The sequence below is a fragment of the Mucilaginibacter sp. NFX135 genome (assembly GCF_048565145.1).
GTDB lineage: Bacteria > Bacteroidota > Bacteroidia > Sphingobacteriales > Sphingobacteriaceae > Mucilaginibacter.
In genome coordinates this window covers 3,479,864-3,493,807 of record NZ_CP183412.1, presented here as the reverse complement: position 1 = coordinate 3,493,807, position 13,944 = coordinate 3,479,864, and the positions used below count along the sequence as shown (strand labels likewise).

The 13,944-nt window shown below is 40.4% G+C and carries 16 protein-coding genes; 8 read left to right on the top strand and 8 right to left on the bottom strand.

The genetic code is table 11. The features are described 5' to 3' along the window. Positions 1-52 precede the first annotated feature (52 nt). The 4 genes from ACNURT_RS14655 to ACNURT_RS14640 form a co-directional block, all read right to left on the bottom strand. Complete coding sequence (locus tag ACNURT_RS14655; protein WP_419698306.1) at positions 53-832, bottom strand: DUF6438 domain-containing protein; 780 nt, start codon at positions 830-832, stop codon at positions 53-55. Between the two features lie 48 nt (positions 833-880). After that, complete coding sequence (locus ACNURT_RS14650) at positions 881-1,513, bottom strand: HAD family hydrolase (RefSeq protein ID WP_419698305.1); 633 nt, start codon at positions 1,511-1,513, stop codon at positions 881-883. Between the two features lie 281 nt (positions 1,514-1,794). Further along, positions 1,795-2,454 carry an MBL fold metallo-hydrolase gene (locus ACNURT_RS14645; RefSeq protein ID WP_419698304.1) on the bottom strand — a complete coding sequence of 220 codons (660 nt, stop codon included), beginning with the start codon at positions 2,452-2,454 and terminating at the stop codon, positions 1,795-1,797. A 110-nt stretch (positions 2,455-2,564) separates the two neighbouring features. After that, the gene (locus ACNURT_RS14640; protein WP_370996383.1) at positions 2,565-3,917 is read right to left on the bottom strand and encodes a PhoH family protein; all 1,353 of its coding nucleotides are present in this window, start codon (positions 3,915-3,917) and stop codon (positions 2,565-2,567) included. A 235-nt stretch (positions 3,918-4,152) separates the two neighbouring features. Here ACNURT_RS14640 and ACNURT_RS14635 point away from each other — a divergent pair, with 235 nt between their 5' ends. Both ACNURT_RS14635 and ACNURT_RS14630 read left to right on the top strand, forming a co-directional pair. Further along, complete coding sequence (locus ACNURT_RS14635) at positions 4,153-4,485, top strand: c-type cytochrome (protein ID WP_419698303.1); 333 nt, start codon at positions 4,153-4,155, stop codon at positions 4,483-4,485. A gap of 12 nt (positions 4,486-4,497) precedes the next feature. Next, complete coding sequence (locus tag ACNURT_RS14630) at positions 4,498-4,995, top strand: DUF1772 domain-containing protein (protein WP_419698302.1); 498 nt, start codon at positions 4,498-4,500, stop codon at positions 4,993-4,995. A gap of 714 nt (positions 4,996-5,709) precedes the next feature. Here ACNURT_RS14630 and ACNURT_RS14625 read toward each other — a convergent pair. Further along, positions 5,710-6,150: an Hsp20/alpha crystallin family protein gene (locus ACNURT_RS14625; protein ID WP_419698301.1), complete on the bottom strand. Its 441-nt coding sequence runs from the start codon at positions 6,148-6,150 to the stop codon at positions 5,710-5,712. Positions 6,151-6,286: 136 nt separating this feature from the next. Here ACNURT_RS14625 and ACNURT_RS14620 point away from each other — a divergent pair, with 136 nt between their 5' ends. Continuing rightward, positions 6,287-6,733 (top strand): acyl-CoA thioesterase, encoded by a 447-nt coding sequence (locus ACNURT_RS14620; protein WP_166086605.1) that lies wholly within the window; start codon positions 6,287-6,289, stop codon positions 6,731-6,733. A 104-nt stretch (positions 6,734-6,837) separates the two neighbouring features. On the opposite strand, the gene ACNURT_RS14615 is transcribed toward ACNURT_RS14620, so the two are convergent. Together ACNURT_RS14615 and folB are read right to left on the bottom strand one after the other, a co-directional pair. Beyond that, positions 6,838-8,235, bottom strand: a complete 1,398-nt coding sequence (locus tag ACNURT_RS14615) for an FAD-binding oxidoreductase (protein WP_419698300.1) — start codon at positions 8,233-8,235, stop codon at positions 6,838-6,840. Beyond that, positions 8,232-8,591, bottom strand: a complete 360-nt coding sequence (gene folB, locus ACNURT_RS14610; RefSeq protein WP_370996378.1) for a dihydroneopterin aldolase — start codon at positions 8,589-8,591, stop codon at positions 8,232-8,234. The genes ACNURT_RS14615 and folB overlap by 4 nt, the downstream gene beginning before the upstream one ends. Before the next feature lie 239 nt (positions 8,592-8,830). Here folB and ACNURT_RS14605 point away from each other — a divergent pair, with 239 nt between their 5' ends. Further along, complete coding sequence (locus tag ACNURT_RS14605) at positions 8,831-10,012, top strand: acyl-CoA dehydrogenase family protein (protein WP_419698299.1); 1,182 nt, start codon at positions 8,831-8,833, stop codon at positions 10,010-10,012. Between the two features lie 60 nt (positions 10,013-10,072). Here the strand turns inward: ACNURT_RS14605 and ACNURT_RS14600 are convergent, their stop codons facing one another. Next, entirely contained in the window at positions 10,073-11,479 is a 1,407-nt protein-coding gene (locus tag ACNURT_RS14600; protein ID WP_419698298.1) for a GH1 family beta-glucosidase, read from the bottom strand. Positions 11,480-11,912: 433 nt separating this feature from the next. Here ACNURT_RS14600 and ACNURT_RS14595 point away from each other — a divergent pair, with 433 nt between their 5' ends. The 4 genes from ACNURT_RS14595 to ACNURT_RS14580 are packed head-to-tail and all read left to right on the top strand — an operon-like array spanning position 11,913 to position 13,918. Further along, positions 11,913-12,383, top strand: coding sequence for a DinB family protein (locus ACNURT_RS14595; protein ID WP_419698297.1), 471 nt, complete (start codon positions 11,913-11,915; stop codon positions 12,381-12,383). A 52-nt stretch (positions 12,384-12,435) separates the two neighbouring features. Further along, positions 12,436-12,846, top strand: coding sequence for a hypothetical protein (locus ACNURT_RS14590; RefSeq protein WP_419698296.1), 411 nt, complete (start codon positions 12,436-12,438; stop codon positions 12,844-12,846). Further along, positions 12,843-13,499 carry an SCO family protein gene (locus tag ACNURT_RS14585; protein WP_419698295.1) on the top strand — a complete coding sequence of 219 codons (657 nt, stop codon included), beginning with the start codon at positions 12,843-12,845 and terminating at the stop codon, positions 13,497-13,499. Before ACNURT_RS14590 ends, ACNURT_RS14585 begins: the two co-directional genes overlap by 4 nt. After that, positions 13,496-13,918, top strand: coding sequence for a c-type cytochrome (locus ACNURT_RS14580; RefSeq protein WP_419698294.1), 423 nt, complete (start codon positions 13,496-13,498; stop codon positions 13,916-13,918). The genes ACNURT_RS14585 and ACNURT_RS14580 overlap by 4 nt, the downstream gene beginning before the upstream one ends. Positions 13,919-13,944 lie beyond the last annotated feature (26 nt).

The window sequence follows — 13,944 nt, the reverse complement described above, 5'->3', positions numbered from 1 at the left end:
TAAGAAAAGCAGTTTCTTGTCTTGACTCCTGACTCTTATCTCTTGATTCTCATCAATTATTACCCACGGGAGTAAGTTTTACATTTTTGTAAGACGACAGCATGAAATTGATCAGGTCGATAATATTTAACGGGGGCTCGTTGGTGTTGATGCTCAGTTTCTTTTTATTGTCAACAAAATCAATAGCAAAATAATAATTTGGCGCATCAACCACCTGGTTGCCTTGCTGCCAATCGTTCATTTTTTTTAGTTCGCTATGCTTTAACCAATAGTTTAGTGTATCCAGCTGATTTTGACTTAATTTTCCGGTATAATCGCCTTTGAATGGTGCAGCGTGTTCGCCTGCTTTTAGATGATAATCACCATTGGGCCATATCTCGATACCCAGCTGTGGGCAGTCACCAAAGCAGGTGGATGATAAAAAATAGAGCTTGGAGAATTTGATGTTTTTATCGTAGCTGTTTTTGAAGTTCAGGAACTCATAAGTAATAGTACCTGCCAATTTGATCGCATTAGGTTCAACGGCTTTTAAATATATACGATTGTAATCGGCATGTCTTATCAGAAATTTAAAATCGTCCCGGTGCTGTTGCTTAAAATTATCGGCACTGCTCCTAAAGATATCAGATAAGATCAGCGTATCATTCACAATGGCATAATGGTCTTTAATACCAGCGTTTCCCACAAAATTATAATATACTTTTTTGTCGGCGAAGTATAGATGCCCCAAGTCCTTTGTTATCCAGCGTTCAGCATCAATCTGTACTTTTTGGGCGAATGATGAGGCTGAGGTCAGCAAAAATAACAGCAGGTAGAGTGCACGTTTTACCATTGGGGCATATTTTAGGGGTAGATAAAATTTGGCTAACGTTTTAAAAACTTACAAACTCATATAATATTTTGTTAATGATCCGAAATCATCAAACTTCAAGGCATAATCGTTTGTTTTGCCAAAACCATAGGTCACAAATATAAACGGTATCCCTGCCATACGTGTCTGCTCAGCGTCACCATTGGTATCACCAATGTAAACCGGATGCTTTAGCTGGTGCTTGTCAATCAGCAGTTGCATGTTATGATGTTTTGGCATATTGTTTTGTCCATAAGCTATGGAGTCGATAATATCATCTTCAATTTTAGCCCAACTAATAAATAAAGGGATGATGCCTATGGCACAATTACTGAGTATAAAGAGTTTGTATTTAGTTGCCAATTGTTTGATGCCCTCAGTTACCCCATCGTACATGACGCCGCCGCTGGTGGGGAGTATCTGCCGGCGTGTTTCATTTACATCCATATAAATACCCTGTGCCCTGTCGTCATCAAAATCGGGCATGAGTACTTTGGTTAGCATTTTACCCTCCATGCCCATCAGCTGCATCAGATCATTACGACCGATGACACGTTGTATACTCATTTTTTCGAATACGAGATTCCAGGAATTGGCGTAGGTATCAACGGCATCCCAAAGGGTTCCGTCCATGTCGAATATCAGACTATCGGGCTTTTGCATGTGAGCGATCTTGTTTTTTGCTAAGATGTAAAATTTACACCAAGCATAAAACAGAAGTTCATGTTTTCTTCATTATTAATCTTCACCTTAGCAGTGTGATAAGGTTAATGTGGGCCAGCTTAGCAGGAGGTTGGTTCCATAGGGCCTCTACCGTAAAAGGTAGGGGCTTTTTTTATACCCCAATTTTAGCACTTTGAATTTATAGTAATTATCTGATAATAAGATAATTAAATTGTAGCTAATGTCTCATGATTTCAAAATCGAACATCCTAAACCCCAAATCAGATGCTGATACTATCGCCTATTTGGTATACTTCATGAAACTTTATGCCCAGTTTGTCAAAATGTTTCACGTAAGCACCATATCTTTTCTGAATGAAGAACGTTTTGGCATAGCCATCATGAACGGGTAATATCTGGCGGGGATGCAGCTTGTCGGCAAAGGCGGATATCATTACTTCGCTGGCAAAGGGGGCCATGGTTATCATAATCAATAACTCTATTCCTTTGAATTTCAATAATTTATCTTCCATGGAGTCGACCGGGTGCAGCACCCTATCGTTGATCACGAAGCCCGTCATTTGAGGTAAAGGGTTATCCATGATCAGTGCGTGCTGTACCGGAAAAGCCTCTAATTTGAACGGGCCGAAATGCTGGATGCCATCTTCCAGAAGCGAATATTGTATTCCAGCGTTATCTAACTGCTCACCAACCTGCCTATTGGTTACCACCTGCGCGCCGCTGACAGCAATAATTTTTTGTAATATATCTATTACAAAGTGATCGGGATGAATATGGCTGATCACTACAATATCAACATCGGCAAACATTTCCGGGTTTACCAGCCCTTCGATAAAAGAAATATCACCGGGATCAAATAAAATCTTATAACCATCAAGCTCAAAAACGAGACACGAGTGCAGGTATTTTGATATTTTCATATAACTGTTTTTAGTATCAAGTAGTTAGTATTAAGTATCAAGATTTTTAAATATCTCGTGAATCAAATGTAGCTGTCGTGATACTTGATACTAACTACTTGATACTAATCTCACAACAATTCATTTGCCAAATTGGCCAGTTCGCTCCGCTCTCCTTTTTGCAGGGTGATGTGTGCATATAACGGGTGTCCCTTGGCTTTGTCTATCAGGTAGGATAAACCGTTGCTTTCTGCATCAAGATATGGTGTATCTATCTGGTAAATATCTCCGGTAAAAACAAATTTGCTGTTTTCGCCGGCACGCGATATAATGGTTTTTACCTCATGCGGAGTCAAATTCTGGGCCTCGTCTACAATAAAAAATATCTTGCTCAGCGTACGACCTCGGATAAAGGCAAGCGGGGCTATCGATATTTTATCATTAGTTACCAATTCATCAATTTTGGCCTGCATTTTTTCATCGTCCATAAACTGGTCTTTAATAAACTTCAGGTTATCCCATATCGGTGCCATATATGGATCAATTTTAGATTTGATATCACCAGGTAAAAAACCGATATCCTTATTACTTAAAGGTACAATAGGGCGCGTAACAAAAATTTGACGATAATATTTTCTCTGCTCCAACGCGCTGGCCAGGGCCAGCAAGGTTTTACCTGTGCCAGCGTTGCCCTGTATGGTTACCAATTTAATATCGGGATGTAATAAGGCATGAATAGCAAAAGCCTGCTCAATATTTTTGGGTAATATGTTAAATACCGGTTGTTCAATAACTTTTTCGAGCTGGCGGGTTTGGGTATTATAAAAACCAGGCACATCGCTGTTTTTACCTTTTAATATGTAGAAGTGATTATTGGTGTATGATGTGATATGCAAGCTTTCAGCGGGAAGGTTTTCGTGCTTGTTGAGCTGGTTGATCAGCTTTTCGGTTACCTTATTTACATCCGTTTGGCCGGTATATAATTCATCCAGATTTTTGATCTTGCCGGTTTCATAATCCTCCGCATGCAGGTTAAGTGCTTTGGCTTTAAGTCGCAGGCATATATCTTTTGATACCAGCACCACTTTTTTTTCAGGGTTCTCTTCCTGTAAACCTAAGGCCGCGTTCAGGATGCGGTGATCTGTTTTGTCGGAGCCAAATACTTCCTCAGCATCAACCGCGGTGGTTTTAACGTCCATCGCTACTTTGAAGCTGCCTTTACTTTTGCCGTTTAATGGGATCCATTCATTTACCAGGCTATTGCGCGACAGATCATCCATAAGGCGGATAAAACTGCGGGCTTCAAAATTGCGGGTGTCGTTACCATTTTTTTTATTGTCCAGTTCTTCCAGCACCTGTATGGGTATGGCCACGTCATGTTCCTGGAAATTCTGAAATGCGTTGTGATCGTAAAGGATCACTGAGGTATCTAAAACAAATATTTTATTACTTCCAATAGTCCCGTTCTTACCATCTTTATTCATATCCGACTAATTTAAGGAATCTGTTTTTAGTTTCAAGCACAAAGATGATCTTGGATTTTAAAATTCGGATGTTCGATTTCGGATTTATTTTGATTTAGAATTTAATGTTAAGATTTAGAGCTTAATATTTCGGATTTAGATTTTAGAACTTAGGATTTAGATTTTATCTCCCTGTCGGTTTTGTTCTATTTTATTTTTTGATATCGTAGCAATTTTATCAAAAAAATAAAACGCCATGACATCATCAATTTTTAACAATAGCAAAATACGGCGATGGCTTATTCCTCTTATAACCATTGCAATCCTGGTTTATCATTATGCAGCTTACGCTCAAAACCCGCCTTTGACCGGTAAGGCCCTGTTCGAAAAGAAATGCGCTACCTGCCACGGGAACGATGGCACGAGAGGCCGCTGGGGCGCCAAGAATTTACAAATCAGTAAATTAGATAATAATGAACTGTTCAACACCATTAATAATGGTCGTGGCATTATGCCCAATTGGGGCAAAAAACTATCAATCAGCCAGATAAGCTCAGTAATTGAATACATTAAAACATTAAGAAAGTAAACCATGATCAAGATGAATATGACAACTCTTATTTTAATAATCACCGCTACGGCCACCGCCTTAATTGCTGGCTTGTTTTATGGCTATACCTGCTCTGTAAATTTAGGATTGGGTAAACTGACCGACAGCGAATACATTGCCGCCATGAACTCTATCAATGTGCAAATATTAAACCCGCTGTTTTTTGCCAGTTTTATGGGGACGCTATTGTTGCTACCACTAAGCGCATACTTAAATTATACTCCGGGGATGAATAATACGCGCTTTATACTGCTGGTCAGCGCAGCTCTGGTTTACGTTATTGGTGTATTTGGCGTAACCATGTTTGGAAATGTTCCTTTAAATGATGCTTTAGCCCGGCTCAATGCAGAAACCGCATCAGCTAAGGACCTCTCGGCATACCGGACCATGTTTGAGGAACCCTGGAATTTTCTGCACAACATCAGGACCCTGGCCAATGTAATAAGTCTGATATTAGTTATTGTGAGCTGCTGTTGCGAAAGTAAGTAAGCTGGATGGATCCCAAAATACGAAAACGGGAGTCTTTTCTTTCGAATTGAGCTCCCGTTTCCCAACCACTGTTCTGCCGTAGCATCCCAGTAGCATCAAGTTTTGTGTATCATCACCGACATGATCTCGTCCGTCGTTCTCTCGAACTGTCGACTCCTTCAATGTCATTGGTTCAGTTGCGGTTCTCCGTGAAGTTCCTGCATTTCCCCAATACCTCTTTTAATCACAATCTTTTTTCAAAGACTTTCGTTTTATCATTTTTTCATGTGACTCAGGCACTTCCTTGATCTTTAGTTCCCCCGAAGGTTCACCCGATTCAATTTCTGTAATCCTGAAAGGCTGTCAATGTACGTCGTTCTTGATGATTTCAATATCGGGACATATTGGTAATTCTGCAAGATTTTTATTTATTTTTTATTAACACTTTATTAACATTTGAAATTAACTTATAAACATTTTCTAAATACTGATTTACAGACAATTATTTATCTATCGTTGAAAAACAGCAATGGTTACAAACAATGTAATTATTCACACCAAATGAAAAAATGAGCAATTATCAAACTTCTAAAAATGCGTAAAATGAATAAATGACTGGATTTATTTGATAAAAGATCACTCATAATATTCGATTAATCTCACAAAAAAGGCCGCTCCAAACAGAGCGACCTCTCTAAAAAACCAAACTAACTACTCTATGAAAACAATCTTTAATTATTTGATAGCTATTTCTCTTGATTGAAATTTAGCTTCTTCTTTTTTGGTTATAGTAAGCTTCAATACGCCATCAGTGTAATCGGCTTCAATTTTTGAATGATCAGCGCTTTCTGGTAAAGTGAATGACCGGCTGAAAGAGTTGTAGCTGTATTCGCGTTTGCTGAATTTTTTACCTTCTTCTACGCTTTCGCTTTTCTTTTCGGACGAAACGGTTAATACATTCTTATCCAAATTGATCTTAAAATCTTCTTTCTTTAAACCAGGTGCAGCCAATTCAATCTGAAATTCGTTTTCAGTTTCGGCAATGTTTACTGCAGGTACACGGGCAACTAATTTATTACCGATGTATGAGTCGTTCAATAAAGAATCTAATACATCATTGAAAAATGGGTTTACCGCGTTATTTTTTAATCCGTTGTTGAATTTTACAAGTGTCATTTTTAATATCTCCTTTAAGTTTTTGTTTTTGTTAACTTCGTAAGCTATTAATCAAGTGTTGTACCAAGCGATAAAATCAATAAATAAGCGACATTTTGTCACTTTAAATTGATTTTGTACAGACAAAATGACCTAAATGAGCGAAAAACTAACAGATTACAAGTACAAAACGGCCATCCCCATCCGTTTTTCAGATATAGATGCCTTCGGACATGTAAACAATGCCGTGTACCTGACCTATTTTGAAATAGCCAGAAGCAATTACTGGAAAGAGATCATCAACTGGGATTGGAACCATGCTGGTATTATTCTGGGCCGGTCAGAGATCAATTATCTAAAACCCATTACCATTAATGACCAGATAGCTTGTTACGTACGCACCGTACGCATTGGCAACAGCAGCTTTGATGTAATGCATGTGCTGGTTAAGATAACCGAACAAGGTGAAGAAATTGTAACCACGGGCAAAACGATTTGCATTAGCTATGATTACAGCGCCAATAAATCGGTAGCTATACCAGCCAATGAGCGCCGCAATATGATCGAGTATGATGAGCCAAGGTTGATTTTGAATACGAATTGATAAATGTGCAGATTTTAAATGTGCGGATGTGCAGATGAAGAAAAATTCAGATATTTAGCAATATTTTCATTTGCACATCCGCACATCTGTAATCTGCACATCCGTTAAAATATTTTCCCCGGGTTTAAGATCCCATTAGGGTCAAATACTTTTTTGATGCCTTTCCACAGGGTAAAATGAACATCGGAGTATTTTATCGGCATAAATTCTTTTTGAACCAGGCCTATACCGTGTTCGCCGGATAGTGTACCGCCTAATGATACGGTGAGTTCAAAAATTTCACGGATGCCGAATTTGAGTTTGTTATTCCAGTCGCTATCGCTCATTTTTGCTTTGATGATATTTACATGCAGGTTACCATCACCGGCGTGACCATAACAAACTGATTCAAAGCCATATTTGGCGCCCACTTCTTTGATGCCTTTGATAAGTTGTGGCAGTGCAGCGCGGGGCACCACCGTATCTTCCTCTTTATAAATTGAGTTTGATTTTACTGATACCGCCATGGTACGGCGCAAACGCCAAATTTCTTCTTTTTGTGCTGATGAATCGGCAAACAGCACATCGCTGCAATTGTAGTTCTCTAAAACGGCATTGATCTTTTCACAATCGGCAAATATCACATCCTGGTTGTTGCCGTCAACCTCAATCAGTAAAAAGGCCTGAACATCATCTTTCAGATCAAATGCAATATCGTCATGTTCTTTTACCCACTCCACTCCCCTGCGCTCCATAAACTCCAGGGCCGACGGTACAATTCCTGCCCTGAATATGGCTGATACCGCAGCACAGGCTGCTTCGTTGGTTGGAAATGAAGCCAGCATCAAAGCATCGATTGTTGGTAACGGGATCAGTTTAACTACAATTTTGGTAACGATACCCAAAGTACCTTCTGAGCCTATCACCAGTTGGGTTAAATTATAACCCGCTGCATATTTAAGCGTGTTTGCGCCCGTCCAGATGATCTCGCCCGAAGCCAGAACTACCTGTAAATTCAATACATACTCGCGTATGGTGCCGTACTTAACTACCCGTGGACCGCCGGATCCATGCGACACATTGCCCCCAATAAAGCAACTGCCTTTGCTGGCCGGGTCAACCGGGTAAAGCAAGCCTTTGGCAGCAGCCTGGTTCATAAATTCCTCGGTGATCACGCCTGGCTCTACTGTTGCCTGCAGATTTTGCTCATCAATCTCCAATACCTTATTAAAGCGCTCCATAGCTATCAGCAAACCACCTTTAACGGGTAAAGCCCCTCCGCTTAACCCCGTACCAGCGCCACGTGGTGTAACCGGGATGCGGTGCTTATTGCATAGTTTTAATAAGGCGGCAACTTCTTCAGGAGTTTGGGGTTTGGCAACAACTTCGGGGTAATAAACCAGGTCCTCGGTTTCATCGTGACTGTACTTTTCAAGATCGTCATGCTGCACAATAACCGCGTCGGCACCAACAATGGCCGTAATGGCTTCAATTACAGGTGGTGTTATAATATTATAATTCATGTTGTTGGTGGATAATTAATAGTAACGCTTGATTGGGCTACACGTCCTGTTAATGGGGGATTTAATTTTTTTACAGTTACTTCAATAGTTTTTACAAACGGATACTTGCTTTGAATACGATTGGTAATGGCCTGACCAACCGTTTCTATCAGTTTGCTGGGAATCTTCATTTCTTCGCAGGCTATGATATATATTTTTTCATAGTCCACCGTGTTATGCAAACCGTCTTTTAAGTCTGCTGCCGGCTCGAAACCTACCGCTATGTCTACCAGAAAACGGCACCCTATTTTTTGTTCCTCCGGATAAAATCCGTGATACGCAAAAAACTCTGCACCCTGCAAGGCTATGTTTATCATACTCCAAAAGTAATTGATTTTTTGATTTAGCAGGCCCGTTTATGTCCCTGAATCTTTAAAATTTAACAGAAATGACCTACCCGAGATTTTTTTTAAAAAAATATAATTTGCAAAAAGCAGGTTTAAACAATCTAAACATAGTTTTTGAAATAAAGTGGCTCCTGGTATTCAAAAACAGCTATTTAGGCTTCCTCAACTCCATCCTAAATCATCTATATTTGCCCACCAACTATAACATTATGGCTAAAACAGATCTGTATGAATCGCCTGATTATTATCAATTAGATGAACTGCTAACCGAAGAACATAAGCTCATTCGTTCATCCGTGCGCGACTGGGTGAAAAGAGAATTAAGCCCAATTATTGAGGATTATGCTCAAAAGGCCGAGTTTCCCAGTCAGCTGATAAAAGGCCTTGCCGAGATAGGCGCCTTTGGCCCAACTATACCTGTTGAATATGGCGGAGCCGGCCTGGATTATATGGCTTATGGCATTATTATGCAGGAAATTGAGCGTGGTGATTCGGGTATCCGGTCTACCTCATCTGTTCAGGGATCATTGGTGATGTATCCTATTTACGCCTATGGTTCTGAGGAACAACGCAAAAAATATCTGCCCAAATTAGCATCCGGGGAAATGATCGGCTGCTTTGGTCTTACCGAGCCAGATCATGGATCAAACCCGGGCGGCATGACCACTAATATAAAAGATGCCGGCGACCACTATGTTTTAAATGGCGCCAAAATGTGGATTTCCAATGCTCCGTTTGCAGATATTGCTGTTGTTTGGGCCAAAGATAAGAGCGGTAAGATCCGCGGATTGATCGTTGAACGTGGCATGGAAGGTTTTACTACCCCTACTACACATAATAAATGGTCGTTAAGAGCATCGGCCACCGGCGAACTGGTTTTTGACCATGTAAAAATTCCTAAGGAAAACCTATTGCCTAATGTCGCCGGCTTAAAGGGGCCATTGGGTTGCCTTAACCAGGCGCGTTATGGTATTGCCTGGGGAGCGCTGGGTGCAGCCATGGATTGTTATGATACAGCATTGCGCTACTCCAAAGAACGTGTTCAATTTGGCCGCCCTATAGCTGGATTCCAGCTACAACAAAAAAAACTGGCCGAAATGATCACCGAGATCACCAAGGCCCAATTATTAGTTTGGCGTTTGGGCGTACTTAAAAATGAGAACCGGGCAACCGCCGCTCAAATATCTATGGCCAAGCGCAACAGCGTAGAAACCGCCATAAACATTGCCCGTGAGGCTCGTCAGATACTGGGCGGTATGGGTATAACCGGCGAATATTCAATCATGAGGCATATGATGAACCTGGAATCAGTGATCACCTATGAGGGTACACATGATATTCATCTGTTGATAACCGGTATGGATATCACCGGGGAAGACGCTTTTAAATAAATATGCAGATTGTCTGAATCAGAATTTTCAGAATTATTGAATTACCAGAATCCTAACTGATTAATTCTGAAAATCCTTAAATTCTGAAAATTCTGATTCAGACAACTTTTCCGATAAAAATTTAGCATACCATTTTCCTGATTCCTTAACTATACGCTGTTGTGTGGTATGGTCAACATAAATGAGCCCAAAACGTGGATGGTAGCCCTCGGCCCACTCAAAGTTGTCAGTGAGCGTCCAAACAAAATAGCCATTTACTTTGCAGCCTTCATTTTTTGCCTTTAAAACCTGGCGTATATAGTTTTGCAGATAACGCAGTCGCTGTGGATCATTTACTTTACCCTCCTCCACCACATCCGGAAAAGCAGCACCATTTTCGGTAATAATAATGCTTTTTATACCCGGATAAGCGTCAAACTTTTTGATCATATGATAGATAGAGGGCGGATAAACCTCCCAGCGCATGGCCGTCAGCTCGTCAACCTTTCTATCCTCCGCCTTTACCATTTTGGCGTTGATATAAGGGGTAAAAAAGGAATATTTAACAATCTCGCGGGTATAGTTCTGGATCCCTATAAAATCAAAATCAAAACGCATATTGTCTTCATCGCCAGGCAGCATATATTTTTGCATGGTCTTGAGGACGGGTAACTCTTTTACCGGATAGCCCAAGCCTAAAATAGGTTCAATAAACAAGCGGTTTATCAGGGCATCGGCCCTTACAGCTGCGGCAACATCACGGGGTTTATCGGTAGCAGGCGTAATTTGTGAGCAGGAAAACGTAGTGCCTATCTGTGCTTCAGGTAATAATTTTCGCAATATTTTAGCACCGGCGGTTATGCTGAGCACCACATGGTGTATGGCCGGGATAAAGTTCCGGATGCCGCTCCTGCCGGGGGCATGGATTCCAAAAAAATAACCCGCACCCGTAAAAACAACAGGTTCGTTCATTACCATCCAGTGTTTTACACGGTCGCCGAAGCTTTGGGCGCATAGGGTAACAAATTCGCTGAACCAGCTAATTACATCCCGGTTTGTCCATCCTCCTTTTTGTTCCAGCACATGGGGCAAATCCCAGTGATAAACGGTAACCCAGGGTTCCACACCTTTTTCAATGCAATAGTTTATAACCCGGTTATAGTAATCAATACCTGCCTGGTTTACCTTGCCTATACCATTTGGTAAAAGGCGCGACCAGGATATGGAAAACCGGAAATTGGGAATGTGGAGTTGTTTGATGAGGTCGATATCTTCCTCGTATCGGTTATAAAAATCGCAGGCAATGCGGGCATGAGCTGCATTGAGTATTTTGCCTTTTTTGGCTGTAAAAACATCCCATACCGATTCACCTTTGCCATCGGCATCAGGTGAGCCTTCTATCTGAAATGCGGCAGTTGAAACGCCCCAAATAAAATCGGGGCCAAAGAGTTGTTGGCGGAGTGGTGTATCCAGATCAGTTAGTTCCATTCAATTGAGCTACGCAAAGCCCAAAATTGCGATTATATTTATGAAAGAAAAACTTAACGGACAATTTAGTGTATGAAAGATGATCTCATACTTCTAAGAATCATCCATTCACGAACACTGCTGATCAATCTTGAAAAAACCGCGATGAATTTCATAACTATGCTTTTTAATATATAACCTAAAGGTAAGATGCAGGTATAACCTAATTGTAACAGTTATATTATCATATTATTAAACCGCCATGTGTTACGGTTTAAACGAACAGGTATGTTTTATTTAAAGTTAGTAATTTATTGTGATACAAGCACTTATTTTAATGAATTAGTTTTTTATGCTTTATGTTATAGCCTAAACAGAAAAAAAACAGACAAGGTCCTGATTTTGAGTTTTGCAATTTAACCCTGATACTTGTTTCGTCTATATATTTTACCCCATGAAAACACACCTGACCAAACTGTTCAACTATAACCGTTTTGCCAATGATCTGCTCCTGAAAGCTATAATAAACGCTAATGTGCCTCTTAAACCGTTACAGCTGTTTGCGCATCTGTTAACAGCCGAGCGGGTTTGGTACGACCGCTGTCATGGCTTGCCAAACAGGTTCACAAGTCCTTGGTTTGATTATACCATTGAAGAGTGTGTGCAGCTGGTTCCCGAAGGTCATGGTCTATGGATGAGCTATTTAAATGAACTAACTGACGCTGATTTTGATAAAATAATTAAATATCAGAATTTCAGAGGCGACCATTTACAAGACGCTCTGGCTGATATATTAACCCATGTAATTAATCATGGTACGCACACCAGGGCGCAGATCGGTCAGCAATTAAAATTAGCTGGTGCAGAAAGTTTACCAATTACTGACTATAGCTACTATTTAAGATTACTAAGAAGCGACATTTAACCTGTTTATTTGCCATATTTGCCAGTACATACTTCTATTGAGAAAGAGACCTATGAAAAAAATTAGTTTAGCCATTTTAACAGCTATTGTTCTGTTGGGCTGTGGAGATAGTAAAAAGCAGGAAAAATTGCTTTTGGACAGTGTTATTGCTGTTCATGATAAGGTAATGGCCAGTGACGAGCAGTTGATGAAAAATAAAATGATCCTGGATAGCATCATCAAAAATGCACCAACTACCGTAAACATAGATTCGGCCAAAGCCTATTTAAAAATAGTTGACAATGCCGATGACGCCATGAGCGATTGGATGCATAAATTTGATGCGGAAAATAAAGGTAAATCGCACCAGGAGATCATCGATTATTTAACCGATCAGAAAAAGAAAATAGCGGTTATTGATTCGCAGATCAACAAAGCAGTTACCATTTCTAATAAATACCTCAATACAACCCCTAAAAAATGAAAAATATCGTCTGTGCATTTATTATAATCGCATTTTATAGCGCCTGTAAGCAAGGGGGCAACAATACTACAGCAACCCTGCCTATTTTGGGCAATCGGGAACCGGTTACCAAAACGGTTGATGGCAAGCAGGTTACCGATACGGTTTACTCCACTATACCGGCATTCAAATTTGTAAACCAGTACGCCGATACCATAAGCAATAAAAGCTTAGATGGAAAAATATATGTGGCCGATTTCTTTTTCACCACCTGCCCTTCCATTTGCCCGGTAATGCACCGTAATATGCTTAATGTATATAAAGAATTTAAGGCTGATGATAACTTCAGGATCATATCTCATACCATCGACCCTAAATATGATACCGTTCCGGTATTAAAAAAATATGCCGACAAACTGGGCATCAGCGGCAATACCTGGTGGCTTTTACATGGTACTAAAGAAGAAACTTACCAGATAGCCAAAAACTACCTGGTATCGGTACAGGAAAAAAATCCGCAGGGAGAATACATACATGACGGTTACTTTATCTTAGTCGATAAGCAAAAAAGGCTCCGTGGCACCTATGATGGCACTGATCCGGCGCAGGTAACCAAACTCATTGCCGATATTAAAACCTTAAAAACCGAACCCGACCAGGTTGCAGTTAAATGAAATTAGCATTTGTTATAGGTATAGTTTTATTATTTATCGTAGCTGTGGTGGCCTCGTGCCAGAGCGAAGAACAGGTGGAATTTAACCGTTACTATTCTGGGGGTAGTGTCTTATACCTGGCCCACTGCCAAAATTGTCATGGTGAAAAAGGCGAAGGCCTTCAGTCGCTGATTCCGCCGCTTACCGATTCTGTTTTTTTGAAACAGAACCGGTTGTCACTGGCCTGTTATCTTAAAAACGGATTAAAAGGAAAAATAACCATAGCCGGTCGGGAGTTTGAAGGTGAAATGCCTGCCGCAGCGGATCTGTCGCCTATTGAGGTTGCCAAAGTATTAACCTACGTTACCAACTCATTTGGCAATAAGCAGGAGTTGATTAATCTGCAACAGGTTCAGGCCGATCTGAAAGAGTGTAAATAAATAAAAAGACTGTCATTTCGAACGAG

Excerpts from the sequence above, each read along its gene's own strand:
- ACNURT_RS14655 (WP_419698306.1), bottom strand. The coding sequence starts at position 832 with ATGGTAAAACGTGCACTCTACCTGCTGTTATTTTTGCTGACCTCAGCC.
- ACNURT_RS14650 (WP_419698305.1), bottom strand. The coding sequence starts at position 1,513 with ATGCAAAAGCCCGATAGTCTGATATTCGACATGGACGGAACCCTTTGG.
- ACNURT_RS14645 (WP_419698304.1), bottom strand. The coding sequence starts at position 2,454 with ATGAAAATATCAAAATACCTGCACTCGTGTCTCGTTTTTGAGCTTGAT.
- ACNURT_RS14640 (WP_370996383.1), bottom strand. The coding sequence starts at position 3,917 with ATGAATAAAGATGGTAAGAACGGGACTATTGGAAGTAATAAAATATTT.
- ACNURT_RS14635 (WP_419698303.1), top strand. The coding sequence starts at position 4,153 with ATGACATCATCAATTTTTAACAATAGCAAAATACGGCGATGGCTTATT.
- ACNURT_RS14630 (WP_419698302.1), top strand. The coding sequence starts at position 4,498 with ATGAATATGACAACTCTTATTTTAATAATCACCGCTACGGCCACCGCC.
- ACNURT_RS14625 (WP_419698301.1), bottom strand. The coding sequence starts at position 6,150 with ATGACACTTGTAAAATTCAACAACGGATTAAAAAATAACGCGGTAAAC.
- ACNURT_RS14620 (WP_166086605.1), top strand. The coding sequence starts at position 6,287 with ATGAGCGAAAAACTAACAGATTACAAGTACAAAACGGCCATCCCCATC.
- ACNURT_RS14615 (WP_419698300.1), bottom strand. The coding sequence starts at position 8,235 with ATGAATTATAATATTATAACACCACCTGTAATTGAAGCCATTACGGCC.
- folB (WP_370996378.1), bottom strand. The coding sequence starts at position 8,591 with ATGATAAACATAGCCTTGCAGGGTGCAGAGTTTTTTGCGTATCACGGA.
- ACNURT_RS14605 (WP_419698299.1), top strand. The coding sequence starts at position 8,831 with ATGGCTAAAACAGATCTGTATGAATCGCCTGATTATTATCAATTAGAT.
- ACNURT_RS14600 (WP_419698298.1), bottom strand. The coding sequence starts at position 11,479 with ATGGAACTAACTGATCTGGATACACCACTCCGCCAACAACTCTTTGGC.
- ACNURT_RS14595 (WP_419698297.1), top strand. The coding sequence starts at position 11,913 with ATGAAAACACACCTGACCAAACTGTTCAACTATAACCGTTTTGCCAAT.
- ACNURT_RS14590 (WP_419698296.1), top strand. The coding sequence starts at position 12,436 with ATGAAAAAAATTAGTTTAGCCATTTTAACAGCTATTGTTCTGTTGGGC.
- ACNURT_RS14585 (WP_419698295.1), top strand. The coding sequence starts at position 12,843 with ATGAAAAATATCGTCTGTGCATTTATTATAATCGCATTTTATAGCGCC.
- ACNURT_RS14580 (WP_419698294.1), top strand. The coding sequence starts at position 13,496 with ATGAAATTAGCATTTGTTATAGGTATAGTTTTATTATTTATCGTAGCT.